The following is a 12,802-nucleotide window of genomic DNA, read 5'->3' as shown; positions in this document are numbered from 1 at the left end:
TTCCCCCTACCCATTAATTTTTCATTATAACCCCATTGTATTTGTATGTTTTCATGATTTAATATTTTTACTTTATGTTGAACTCGGGTCTTTAACTAAATTCATTTTAGCCGTTTTAACCATATATTTCAAGCGACAAATTAGATTAAATACTATTTTCTTGATAAGTTTTACCATTTGTATTAATATGTTTTTATATTAAATGCTCCAGTAACAATAAATTGTTTTTATTATAAGAATATAACATTTTAATTACAGATTATTAATTTCAATATGAAAGGATATATTAATGAAAGGAGTAAAGGAATGATAAACAAAATCAAATGCAATATCGCTAAGGACACATCGTTCCCATTTAATAACAATGCCAGTTTCTGTATAGGTACCGGTAGAATGGGACTGGCCTTGCAGAAAGCTTATCATGATCAACTCAAGATGGTACAGGATGAAATCGGTTTTTCACATATCCGTGGTCATGGGTTGTTTTGCGATGATATGGCAATCTATCAGCAATATGAAGAAAACGGTGTCGTAAAAACCGAATATAATTTCACTTATTTAGACATGGTAATCGATGATTATATCTCCCTTGGTTTAAAGCCTTTTGTAGAGTTAGGCTTTATGCCCCACAAAATGGCATCCGATACCCAAACGGTCTTTTATTGGAAGGGAAATGTCACACCTCCAAAGGATTATGAAAAATGGGCAAATCTTATTAAAGCAACCCTACTCCATTGGATTGACCGCTATGGATTAGAAGAGGTAATCACATGGCCTTTTGAGGTATGGAACGAACCAAACTTAACCTCCTTTTGGAAGAATGCTGACATGCAGGAGTATTTTAAGCTATATGAAATATCCGCTAAAGCTGTGAAAGAAGTGGATTCCCGAATTCGGATTGGCGGGCCTGCCATCTGTGGTGTCGATGATGAACGTTGGCTAAAAGAGTTCTTATCCTATTGCTCCAAGAACAAGTTGCCGCTTGATATTGTTACCAGACATGCCTATGCTACTGAACTTCCCGATCGTGTTGGTCATTATGATTATCAGAAGCTTCGGGCACCGGAGGTTTTCTTAGATGAATTAAAGATAAGCAGAGAAATCATTGACAGTTTCCCTGAATACAAGGGAATGGAGATGCATATCACAGAGTTTAACACCTCCTATACACCGAAAAACCCGATTCACGATACGAATTTGAATGCTGCTTATACCGCTCGCTTACTAAGCGAGATGGGCGACACCTGTGCCTCCTATTCCTATTGGACCTTTGGAGATATTTTCGAAGAACAGGGAGTAGCCTTCACCCCCTTCTCCGGTTGCTTCGGATTAGTAGCGAACGGTATGATACCAAAGCCTACCTTCTGGACCTTTTCTTTCTTTAAACAGTTAACCGGATCCTGTATTGCCCGTGACAAAAACTACATACTTACAAAAGACGAGAACGATGTAATTAGAGGCATAGTCTGGAATCCGGTAGAGGAGATACATGGAGAAGCAGATATTGACCTTTCCTTTCAACTTCCTTTAGATAACGGTAAATATGTTATCATAAGCAAGCTGGTCGATGAAAACACCTGTAATCCTTTAAAAACCTGGCTTGATATCGGATCTCCTAATTATCCTTCTGAGAAGGAGCTTGCGCTTATCAAATCCTGTGCCAATCCACTTACCTCTACACAAAGAAAAACAATAAGCGATAAGAAACTAGACTTATCCTTTCTTTTAAAAAGAAATGCTCTGCTTTATTTTGAAGTGAAAAAAATCCATCCTCAGGTTGATCGAGGCTTTCAGCCGGAGCGTATCCAGGGAGCACATAAGCTGGAAACGAAATAGTATCTATCATAGGCCTTAACGTAATAAGGAGCTGTACCAAATATAGTAAATAATTGGTGCAACTCCTTATTACTTCACTATAATTTAGTTTTTATCTACTGCCTTTCTCATTAAAAACCAACTGAGCATGATAAACAAGGCAAATGCTATAATACTGGTGATGTACATATAATATGGATATCCACTCCTAATTCCGATAATAGTTGTGAGAATTTTTGCCATAAAACTTGTAATTCTGCCATCTAAAGTAAGATCTATCATCGGTAATAATACAAAAACACTTACAGGTACTCCAACAGATACTGCCAGCTTCCCAGCTTTATTCATCCTATAATATGCAACCGTAATCAGGTAGCCAAGCGAAATCGCTATCAGATATACCCCTAAGGATAACATTAGACTCTCAAAACCACGAGTCAATCCGTTGATTGTGTCTACCCGTTTTTCAAATATATTCTCATACATATCAGTCACGCTAAATCTACTGCTGTTAAGTAATCCAAGAACTCTGACAAAAATAAAATTCATAAAAACCATAATTAAACTAATTACCAAAAAAGACACCGTCCTGCTGAGGAACATGGTTTTTCTGGAGACCCCATTCTGTATAAACATACCAAATGTTTCCTTGAACGAATTTAAGCCGGAAATAAACAGATAGATGATTGTTGCCACCTCAAATCCCCCATCGCTTCTAAAAGTTGTATCATTTACAGTTATAATAGAAGCGAAGAAAACATGTACGAGTAAAACGATAATATAAAATATTACAGTTGATTTTTTAAATTCCAATATCTGATATTTTAATGCTGCTTTCATAAGAATACTCTCCCTCCTCTACGCGTTTGTCATCTGAATGAACAGCTTCTGCAGATCCATCCGAGACACTTCTAACCCTTCCGGCAATTTGTCTTTCTCTAGTTCACCCAAGATGTAGGCAGATTTTAATCCACCAAGAACATCCAGACCAATTACACTCTTACCTAAGATATATTGATCAACTAACGAAGCACTTCCTGAAATGGTATATCCGGCGGTTAATAACTCTTCCCTGGTTTCATCCTTTATTATTTTTCCCTTTTTTATAACCACAACATTTTCGATCACATTGGATACTTCTTCAATTAAGTGAGTAGATACAATAATAGTACTGGGCTTTTCACTATATTTCTCAATTAAAAGCTTATAAAATAAATCCCTATGATTCGCATCCAAACCTAGAACCGGTTCATCCAGCAAAACATATGGCGTATTCACGGACAAAGCAATAATTACTTTAAAAATAGAGGTATATCCCGTTGATAAACCCTTAACCACTTTATTCGTACTAAGTTCGAACTTTTCTGCCATATTCATGGCTGACTCCATATCAAATTTACCGTAAAACTCTCCTGTCCAACGAAAGATATCTTTAATCTTCATCTTATCAGGATAGAAATTCTTTTCACTCATCAGATAGACTTTTTGTAAAGCCTGATCATTTTCTTTGGACGGTATATCATCAATAAAAACCTCTCCTCTATCTGCAAAAATCCGATTTGTAATAATATTAAGGAGCGTTGTTTTTCCAGCACCGTTTCTACCTAATAAGCCATATATCTTATTCTCTTCAAAACGGATACTTACATCATCCAATGCTTGAACACTTTTATAATTTTTACTTAAGTTTTTAATTTCAATACTCATTTTATAAACCCTCTTTCTATCATTAATATAATATCTTCCCTTGTTAATTGAAGACGCTTTGCTTCTTCCAACATATTCTTAATGTAATGATCGTAAAATTGCTCTTTTCGACTGTTTTTCAACTTTTCCACCGCTCCTTTACTAACGAACATTCCAAGACCCCGCTTCTTATAAACAATTCCGCTATCAACCAGCATCGTAATTCCTTTTAAGGCGGTTGCTGGATTAATTCTATAATTAACTGAGAACTCCGTAATAGATGGTATTTGGCTTTCCTCAGGAAAAGCCCCGGAAAGAATAGCGTCCTCAATACCTTCTGCTATCTGAATAAATATAGGTCTGTCATCGTTAAAATCTATCATCAAGTCGATCCTCCTTTCTTGATATGTTTATTGGTTAGTTAGTCTAGTAGTTAACCATTTAAATACATAATATACACTAATATTATTTCTGTCAATAGTAAAAATAAAATTTTTCACAAAGTACTTTACCTGTCGTAGTAATTATGTTATACTCATTTTACTACGACAGATGAAGTAGAGTTGTTAGGATGGCTTGCGCATCCATCCTAACATCATAATAGGAGGGATCAAAATGATCAGTAGCGATGTAATACGGGGATATAATGATACGATTATTCTTTTTTTCCTCCTGGAGGGGGCATCCTATGGATACGAGATTTCCAAGAATATCAAAGAAAAATCCGAGGGGAAATATATTATGAAAGAAACGACCCTGTACTCTGCCTTCAACAGGCTTGAGAATAACGGGTATATCGAATCCTTTTATGGAGATGAGACCTTCGGCAAACGTCGTACCTATTATAGAATCACCCCTGCCGGCCTTGCTTATTATAAGGAAAAATGTAAAGAATGGGAAATTACAAAAGATGTTATCAATCGATTTATAAGGAGTGGAATGTGAATGGAAACTATTAAAAACTATCTGGATAATATGTTTGCAGGCTTGCCAAATACGGAACAAATGAAAGATCTGAAGCATAATATGCTCTCCAACATGGAGGATAAGTATAACGAGTTGAAAGCTTCCGGCAAATCTGAGAATGAAGCAATCGGCATCGTTATCTCTGAGTTTGGTAACATCGATGAACTCATTAACGAACTAGGAATCAAAAAAGATACGACTACAGACAATAAACCAATGATTTCACAGTCAGAAACGGATGCTTATCTGACAGTGAAAAAGACCATGGGTCTACAAATTGGAATTGGTGTATTCTTATGTGCATTAGCGCCGGCTGCATTGATACTAATTACTAAATTACAGTCGGATGGGCTGATAACCGGAGGCTTATCTGAAAAAGCAGGAAGCCTTTTAGGATTAATCCCTCTCTTTTTACTTATTACAATTGCTGTTGCTATCTTTATCTATTCCGGTATGAATTTTGAACGATACAAATATATTGAAGAGGGTGTCAATCTTCCAAGCAGCGTTGAAGCAAACCTAAAAAGGCAGCATGAGAATTATACTCAGCCTTATTACTTAAGTGTTATACTGGGCGTTTGCTTATTAATTTTATCACCCATCGCTTTGTTTGTTACAAATCTTCTCAATAATGATTACTCCGGTTACGGTGTTGTAGTCTTACTTGGTATCGTTGCAGTTGCCATATTTATTCTTATATACTTTGGTACAATTAGAGAAAGCTATAACCGGTTATTAAGACTAGGTGATTATTCCGAGAAGAAACAAAAGGAGAATAAAGTAATCGGAGCGGTAGCCTCAATCGTCTGGCCTTTGGCTGTTTTAATTTTCTTACTCACAGGCTTTATTTACGGCTATTGGCATATCAATTGGATTATATTTCCTGTAACAGGAATACTCTTTGGTATGTTCAGTGCAGTTTATAATATTCTGAAAGGAAATGAAAACTAGAATATAAGCTATAAGCTATATAAATAAAACTAACTTTACCTGTGATAAATAAAAGGACTGATTTTAGTCAAATAACTACCAAGCAACCTTACCCGCTATATCGTCTTAGTAGTTATTAACTTTAATCAGTCCTTTTTCTATTATTAATACCTTTATAAAATCGTTTATGATCGGAGTTCCCACTCCTCAGCCAAAATTCCATACTCATAGGTATCCAACCAGATAGGGTTATTGTGTTCATCTGTCTTAAAATAAATATTTTTTCTAAGATGACCTTCCCGTCTCATATGTAGCCGTTCCAATAGACTCCAGCTTGAAGTATTCTCAGGATTACAATGGGCGATAATACGTCTGGCCTTCAGATTAGTAAAAGCATGTTTTATCACTGCCTCACAGCTTTCTGTGGCATAGCCCTTTCCATGAAAGTCCTTATGGAAAACGTATCCCAGTTCCCAAGTATCAAACTCTCTCTCCCCTAGGTAAATATTCCCTATGAGTTTAAGAGAAGGCTTTATACATACTGCAAGGAAGGCATCATCCTTTGCCCTTTTCATAGCCTCAGTTTTACACTCATCTTCAGTGAACACATCATAAGGTTCATATTTAATTACATCCCTATCCGAGAGATATTCATATAAATCCCACCAGTCTTCCGGTTTGAATCTTCGTATCCATAACCTATTGGTTTCTATTTCATACAATAACCTACACCCCCCTCTTTTCCTCCTGATTATGTCATATGATCATGCTTTCGTAGGATTATTACGAATAATAGAGATAGCCTGTTTTAGGTTTTTAATATGAACAGACTTAAATTCACCGCCATATTCCCCATCTATCGTCCAGGGAACCGGCTCCTCCGAAGTTATCTGAATTTCTTGAACAGGAAGATAAAAGATATGATTGCTTTTTACATTTCCCCGTAACAAATCATTAATAATACTCTGTAAATCTAGCACATTTTGAGGTACCTTAATAAAAACTCCCTCAAATAAACCATCATCCAACAATACATCCTTACCTGTAATTCCTTTAAAGCCTCCGATAGAATCCGAGTTTGCAACCATTCCATAGATAAAATTATCTTGTATTACTCTATTTTTACAGGTGATCTTTATATGATATGATTTCCAATTCGGTAATCTCTTTATCCCTTCAAGAATATAAGCAAGTCTACCCAACATGTTTTTTGAAGTCTGGGGAGTAGCATAAGATGCATCTGTAAATATCCCAAACGCAGCCGTATAAGCAAAATACTCTCCGTTTAGATTCCCAACATCACACAAAAAGGACTGACCGTTTACTACAACTTGCGCTGATTTCGGCATGTTCTTAGGCAGGCCAAGGCTGTAAGCAAAATCGTTGGTGGTTCCTGCAGGAATATAACCAATTTTAATCTTTTTGTTGCCAGACATAATTCCATCAATCACTTCGTTTAAGGTTCCATCTCCGCCCGAACATACGACGATATCATACTTCTCCCTGTTCAGACAATCCAAGACAATTCTTTTCGCATCCTTTTCTCCCAAGGTGGCATAAGTAACTACCTCATATCCGTTTTTTACGAAAAGTTCTATGATATTGGAAAGAAGGTGCCTTATCTTTCCTTTGCCCGCGTGGGGATTATATATAAAAAGCATTTTCTTTCTCATGATTTACTCCTTGCCCCAAGTTAATTTATCTGTTAATCATTTAGTATTTCCTTAATATAACGATTCTAACATGGCTTACCATCAGATACAACTAAAAACATCACTGATTTCATAATTTTTCTAAAAAATCAGTGATGTTTTATATTACCGATTAAGCTTATAACAATATTAATAAATAATATATCTTTCCCTTCATACCTACCAGTTAAGCCTGCCATTTTTATTTCAGTATATATTTACCCTTAACGGCTCCCAGTGTTAAACCGTTGTAAATCTTATTGTTATAAAATGGTCTTACTAAAATTGTCAACACTTTTTTTATGCCTGTTTATTATGATACACATTTAAAAGTGTATTCAAATTGCTCCTATATACCTTTTCACAAATAATGCCCCAATGAAGTGACAGATTAATATTACCTGGCGCTATTGGGGCATTGAAAGCTATAAACTTTACATAAAATATTAACTTTCTATACTTACTTCTTAATAATCGGTATCCATATCTCACTGATATAATCCTCTGAGGAAGAATCCCCCTCGGAATACCATTCGATTTCGGCTCCTCCTGCATGTTCATATCCTGAGGAAGGAAACCATTCCGTATAAACCCGCTTCCATACATCCTGTATGGCCTGCGGCATAGGACCTACACATTGAAATATAACCCATAATCCTGCAGGAACCTCTAACACATCCATTCCCTCTAAAGGTTTTGCACCGGAGGCACTTGCGATATAATAGTCCAGTTGTTCATCCTTAAAATTAGCACATATACCCATGACACCCGGAGGGTTTCCGTCTGAAAGTGCATAGATCTTATCAAACATTCCGTTTTGGAATACCTCCTGCCATATTACCGGTATTCTCTGAAAATTCTGTCCTCCTACGGTAGACACAGTTTCCTTCTTACCGACAAACCTCATACTTGGTTTTTCCACGATCCTATAATTCATTGCTTTTCCTCCTTTAATTGAAATATGGAAGGAAATCCGCGGAAAAGACTTAAGTGAAATTCCCTTTTCTCTTACAGTCTTAGGGGTTACACCATGGACATTGGTAAAAGCCCTGGTGAAAGCAGTCGGAGAATTATAGCCATACTTTAGTGCAATATCAATTACTTTGTTGTCATGATTTTGTAATTCAAAAGCCGCCAGTGTCATTCGCCTTAATCTGATATATTCACTCAGGGTCATTTCAGCAGCAAAAGCAAATATCCTCTGAAAATGGCAAGCCGAACAACAGGCTTCTTTGGCAATTTGAGTAATATCCAGTTCATTGTCTAAATTATCTTCAATGTAATCAATTGCACGATTCATTCTCTCAAGCCATTCCATTGTATTCCCTCCTTTCAATTAAATTCTATCAAAACTAATAACTATCTTCCTCTCTTTTCATGCTTTTATATGAGAGTTTTTGTGAACATTTTCGTTTTGATTTAATTGCTAGAAATAAAGATCGCTTCATAATTTTTTATACAGTAATCAATAATCTGCATGGCATCCTTTGGTCCGCCAAATTCATTGACCGCAGTTTCTTTATGCTCCAACTCCTTATATACACTGAAGAAGTGCTTCATCTCGTTAAAAACATGAGACGGCAGATCAGTAATGCTTTTAAACATATTGTAGGTTGGATCATTAAAAGGAATTGCAATGATCTTCTCATCACCCATACCGTTGTCGATCATATTCATAACACCAATCGGATAGCACCGAACTAAGGAAAGGGGCTCTATCGGCTCCGAACATAGAACTAATACATCCAAGGGATCCTTATCATCTCCATAGGTTCTTGGAATAAATCCGTAGTTTGCCGGATAATGGGTTGAAGTATATAGAATTCGGTCAAGAATAATAAAACCTGTCTCCTTATCCAGTTCATATTTCTTCTTACTTCCTTTAGAGATCTCAACAACCGCTACAAAATCCTCCGGCTTTATCCTCTCCGGGTTAATATCATGCCAAATATTATTCATGAAGATCCTTCCTTTACTTACGTCGTTTATTTACTTTGCTAATTTGATTTTAAACGATAATCAATCATCAGATATTATCGTTCCAATATAAAAGATTTCTTATGTAGAGAGAACATGAATATGTATGAATTGATAGATGTCTTACATTTGCTAAAGATATTTTCCAGGTTAATATTTTTATATAATAAACATATCTTGCTACAGAAAGTAGTTATCGTGACTTAATCTCATCAATACTCATTACTTTTGCATAGCGGTTATTCCACATCTTATATACATAAAACCGATTGATATCCTCAGCTTTCATAAATTCATTATCAAATGTAGTCGTTGTACCTTCCGGAACTATAACATTAAAACCATATTCAAATGCTACTTTACAGGTCACATCCATACAGTATTCGGACTGCATTCCGACTAATATAATATCTTTAATTCCTTGCTTATCCAAATATTCCTTTAATTCCGTCTGTCTGAAGGCACTGTTAAAGTGTTTGTCAACGATTTTCTCTTCCTTAATTGGTGCTACATCTGAATAGATCTCCCAGCCAGATGTACCTGTTTCAAGTTCCGTACCCTTATCTCCGTTATGCCTAACATAAACCACTTCAATATTATGACTCCTGCAATAGGTAAGAAGCTCGTTAATATTCGCGATTAACTCCTGCACTTTAAAAGGTTCCCAATTAACTAGTGCCGTTTGTACATCAACCACAAGCAATGCTGTTTTATTCATATAATCCTCCTACAAATCTTTTTATAATAGATTATTGTTCTATGTGTTATAATATAATCCATAAAATACCATTATGCAACATTGATTTAAATATAAAGCTCCTAGTAAAAGTACACTTACCTGCTTTACTAAGAGCTTTTAGAGGATACAGCCGGAGCTTTCATGATATCCAGTTTTTTCTTAAGTTGTAACTTGATTGCTATTCAAAAAACTTCAATATACTTCCATCGATTGTGGTTATTTCACAGGTTTTACCGCCCCAATGCTCTGTAACAACTTCTGAAATATCATTCCACCCACGACTTTTCACATATGTATATAATTGCTCAATCCCTTGAACAAGCATAAAACCGATCATTTTTTTCATAGGCTCACCCTTAAACATGTGAATACCGGTAAATGGAGCAATATGTAATGATTCTATTTCCATAGGAATGTTGTTAACACAGCCGTAAAGTCCTAAGTTGTTTTCATCACGTTCTTCAATTTGTCCATACCAGCCAAGTACATCAACAAACCAATTCAGTGTCTTATCCATATCTTCGGTGTAATATACAGCTCCTGTTTCTTTTACAATATAACCTCTTTCTCCTAAGCTACCCATAATTATTCTTCCTCCTGTTAAATTAGATATGGGAGATATTTTTGAGAATGCTTTCAGATTTGCTCTACTTTTCCTTGCAGCTGACGGTGTGATACCATGAAACCTGGAAAAAGCCTTCGTAAAGCTTTCATTAGAATCATACCCATACTTAAGGGCGATATCCAATATAGAAATATGTGTATCTATAATTTCATAGCCAGCTAAGGTCATACGTCTGTTTCGAATATACTCACTTACGGTACAGTTACAAAACACAGAAAACATCTTTTGAAAATAAAAGGAAGACACGAATTGACTTTCTGCTAAAATATCCGCATCTATTTTATCGTTAATCCTATTTTCAATCTCATCAATAGTATTTTGAATAATCTTAATCCAATCCACATTCTCACCTCCTATAACCATATATTAACCGATCTGTTTAGTAAATTCTTGATAAAGCTTGCATGAATTTGTCTGTGAACAAAATGTTTATTTGTCATGATGCGTATTAAATCTTCTTTGCTACATTATTTTAACTTCTCATAACTATTATTTCTTGAAATTAACTACCTAAAAGTAATAATATATTATAATCCATCCTATTTTTTTAGTCTAATTTCTTATTCCATATTATCACACTGAACCTCTGATACAAAGTAAATTTACCAATTACACAAAAAAAGGCGCTAAACCCTATTACAAAAGGTTTAGCGTCAAATAATTCGCTATAATATTTGACGCCAATCTCCGAAGCATCAAATATTATTTATTAAGTAATCCGCCCGATACCATGTCTTACATTTTTTCAGATAGATGTCTTTTCAAATAAATCATATCCACTAACTGTTTTCTATTTTCATACATAGGGTGGTCGTAATTGTCTATAAAAAAGTTTTTAACGATGTGCGATTTTACAAATCCGCATTTTTCATAAAAATTAAGTGTTGTAGGGCTATCGCCTGTTCCAACATATAGCACGTTACCGGACTTTTTGTAGTAATCAGCAATAAATGAGATTAGATGTTGTCCATATCCTTGACGTTGATATTCCGGAACAGTAACAATATTCTTAATTTCATAAACACCGGCCTGCTCTTGTGTAACAATGCAAATCGCTTTAACATCATCATCACACAGGGCGAACATTTCACCACGATATAGATATTTCTCTATCATATTTACCTGTTCATCTGCAATAAGTAGCAAATCCATATACTTAGTTTTATCGTTATCTATTATTTTCACAATTTCCATTCGATATTTCCCCTTTCCTTTTCTTGGTTATCTTTACAAATCCATTATACCACTTTCAATTTCAAATAGGGGAACACACATTATTGTAAAAATTAGATGTGCCAGTTTGTAAAGTGGCACATCTACTCATAATATTTACATATTCCGTATAATGCGTTGAATACTTTTGGGGGTTAAGAAATATTTCTCTGACAGTTCAAAAATAGTCGTGCCGTTTTTATAACTATTGTATATTTCAAAATTTCTTTTTTTGAAATATGTTTTCGTATCTGTCTTTTCTCCCCACTTACATCTTTTTGATTTTATTTTTGGAATGTATATAACTTGCCCATCAACATATTTTTGGATTTCATCAATTAATCCTTCGGGCAAGATTTCTAAAGCCTGAACATAGCCCATTGTGCCCTCCTAAAAATTAATCTTTAGGATAGCAAAGGCTATTGATATTCTGTTTGAGTGATATGCAATAGCCTTTGCTATGCACAATGTTTACTGCTTTTCCTTGTGGATCATCCCCCCTATCTTCTATATTATAACTAAGACACGTTTCATTTTCAAGTCACTTTTACGAATAGAAAAAGATGCATCACTTTCATGATACATCTTTTCTTTATCAAGGCGACAACCAGATTTGAACTGGTGATCAGGGTGTTGCAGACCCATGCCTTACCGCTTGGCTATGTCGCCATATTTTATTTTTTTTGATACAGCTATTATATTATAACAACCAATTCTTTATACGTCAAGGATTAGTATTAATAACTTCTTACTTTTTAAAGTAAGCTCCCCGAGTAGGGCTCGAACCTACAACCCCACGGTTAACAGCCGTGTGCTCTACCATTGAGCTATCGAGGAATATAACCTATTACTATGACTAACATAACAGTTGTGCCTGTACTCTGGCGTCACAATAACAGAAAAAACAGAAATCCAAAGAGAAGGAGTTTTCTGTCTTTTAATTGACTAAATCCTACACAAGAAAATGTTCATCCATTGAGTTCACTCTTTTGACTTCGTCCAAAGAGTTATCTCTTTAAGAGTTTTAACTTTTTAACTGTATAACCTTTTTAGGTCAAGCCCTCGACCTATTAGTAACAGTCAGCTACATGTGTTACCACACTTCCACCTCTGTCCTATCTACCTGATCGTCTTTCAGGGGTCTTACTAGCTTATGCTATG

14 protein-coding genes, 2 tRNA genes and 1 rRNA gene are annotated in these 12,802 nt (G+C 35.4%); 3 read left to right on the top strand and 14 right to left on the bottom strand.

Translation table 11 applies throughout. The annotated features are described in order from the left end of the window. Window positions 1–306: 306 nt before the first annotated feature. The gene (locus I5677_RS07310; protein ID WP_197660922.1) at window positions 307–1,836 is read left to right on the top strand and encodes a GH39 family glycosyl hydrolase; all 1,530 of its coding nucleotides are present in this window, start codon (window positions 307–309) and stop codon (window positions 1,834–1,836) included. Between the two features lie 84 nt (window positions 1,837–1,920). Here I5677_RS07310 and I5677_RS07305 read toward each other — a convergent pair whose 3' ends face one another. The 3 genes from I5677_RS07305 to I5677_RS07295 are packed head-to-tail and all read right to left on the bottom strand — an operon-like array spanning window position 1,921 to window position 3,887. Continuing rightward, window positions 1,921–2,655, bottom strand: coding sequence for a hypothetical protein (locus tag I5677_RS07305; protein ID WP_197660921.1), 735 nt, complete (start codon window positions 2,653–2,655; stop codon window positions 1,921–1,923). A gap of 18 nt (window positions 2,656–2,673) precedes the next feature. Then, on the bottom strand, window positions 2,674–3,522 hold the full coding sequence (locus I5677_RS07300) for an ABC transporter ATP-binding protein (protein WP_197660920.1): 849 nt from the start codon (window positions 3,520–3,522) through the stop codon (window positions 2,674–2,676). Further along, a complete protein-coding gene (locus tag I5677_RS07295) occupies window positions 3,519–3,887 on the bottom strand; it encodes a GntR family transcriptional regulator (RefSeq protein ID WP_197660919.1) in 369 nt (122 codons plus the stop codon). Before I5677_RS07295 ends, I5677_RS07300 begins: the two co-directional genes overlap by 4 nt. Window positions 3,888–4,116: 229 nt before the next feature. On the opposite strand from I5677_RS07295, the gene I5677_RS07290 reads away from it, so the two are divergent. Together I5677_RS07290 and I5677_RS07285 are read left to right on the top strand one after the other, a co-directional pair. Next, the gene (locus tag I5677_RS07290) at window positions 4,117–4,446 is read left to right on the top strand and encodes a PadR family transcriptional regulator (RefSeq protein WP_197660918.1); all 330 of its coding nucleotides are present in this window, start codon (window positions 4,117–4,119) and stop codon (window positions 4,444–4,446) included. After that, on the top strand, window positions 4,447–5,418 hold the full coding sequence (locus I5677_RS07285) for a permease prefix domain 1-containing protein (RefSeq protein WP_197660917.1): 972 nt from the start codon (window positions 4,447–4,449) through the stop codon (window positions 5,416–5,418). It begins immediately after the preceding gene. A 164-nt stretch (window positions 5,419–5,582) separates the two neighbouring features. Here the strand turns inward: I5677_RS07285 and I5677_RS07280 are convergent, their stop codons facing one another. The 11 genes from I5677_RS07280 to I5677_RS07230 form a co-directional block, all read right to left on the bottom strand. Further along, window positions 5,583–6,119 carry a GNAT family N-acetyltransferase gene (locus I5677_RS07280; protein WP_197660916.1) on the bottom strand — a complete coding sequence of 179 codons (537 nt, stop codon included), beginning with the start codon at window positions 6,117–6,119 and terminating at the stop codon, window positions 5,583–5,585. 42 nt (window positions 6,120–6,161) lie between these two features. Beyond that, complete coding sequence (locus I5677_RS07275; RefSeq protein WP_197660915.1) at window positions 6,162–7,070, bottom strand: diacylglycerol/lipid kinase family protein; 909 nt, start codon at window positions 7,068–7,070, stop codon at window positions 6,162–6,164. A 478-nt stretch (window positions 7,071–7,548) separates the two neighbouring features. Beyond that, complete coding sequence (locus I5677_RS07270; protein WP_197660914.1) at window positions 7,549–8,406, bottom strand: AraC family transcriptional regulator; 858 nt, start codon at window positions 8,404–8,406, stop codon at window positions 7,549–7,551. Window positions 8,407–8,507: 101 nt separating this feature from the next. Continuing rightward, window positions 8,508–9,047, bottom strand: a complete 540-nt coding sequence (locus I5677_RS07265) for an inorganic diphosphatase (RefSeq protein WP_197660913.1) — start codon at window positions 9,045–9,047, stop codon at window positions 8,508–8,510. Window positions 9,048–9,258: 211 nt separating this feature from the next. Beyond that, a complete protein-coding gene (locus I5677_RS07260) occupies window positions 9,259–9,783 on the bottom strand; it encodes a cysteine hydrolase family protein (protein ID WP_197660912.1) in 525 nt (174 codons plus the stop codon). A 199-nt stretch (window positions 9,784–9,982) separates the two neighbouring features. Next, the gene (locus tag I5677_RS07255) at window positions 9,983–10,771 is read right to left on the bottom strand and encodes a helix-turn-helix domain-containing protein (protein ID WP_197660911.1); all 789 of its coding nucleotides are present in this window, start codon (window positions 10,769–10,771) and stop codon (window positions 9,983–9,985) included. A 393-nt stretch (window positions 10,772–11,164) separates the two neighbouring features. Further along, window positions 11,165–11,623 (bottom strand): GNAT family N-acetyltransferase, encoded by a 459-nt coding sequence (locus I5677_RS07250; protein ID WP_197660910.1) that lies wholly within the window; start codon window positions 11,621–11,623, stop codon window positions 11,165–11,167. 135 nt (window positions 11,624–11,758) lie between these two features. Continuing rightward, the gene (locus I5677_RS07245) at window positions 11,759–12,022 is read right to left on the bottom strand and encodes a CD3324 family protein (RefSeq protein ID WP_197660909.1); all 264 of its coding nucleotides are present in this window, start codon (window positions 12,020–12,022) and stop codon (window positions 11,759–11,761) included. A gap of 217 nt (window positions 12,023–12,239) precedes the next feature. Then, window positions 12,240–12,310 (bottom strand) — tRNA-Cys (locus I5677_RS07240). A gap of 96 nt (window positions 12,311–12,406) precedes the next feature. Then, window positions 12,407–12,478: transfer RNA gene (locus I5677_RS07235), tRNA-Asn, on the bottom strand. 213 nt (window positions 12,479–12,691) lie between these two features. After that, window positions 12,692–12,802 (bottom strand): 23S ribosomal RNA (locus I5677_RS07230); the annotation flags it as partial.

This window comes from Mobilitalea sibirica, assembly GCF_015999265.1.
GTDB classification, from domain to species: Bacteria; Bacillota; Clostridia; order Lachnospirales; family Lachnospiraceae; genus Mobilitalea; species Mobilitalea sibirica.
The sequence above is the reverse complement of the archived record's forward strand: the minus strand, read 5'-3'. Positions and strand labels throughout refer to the sequence as shown.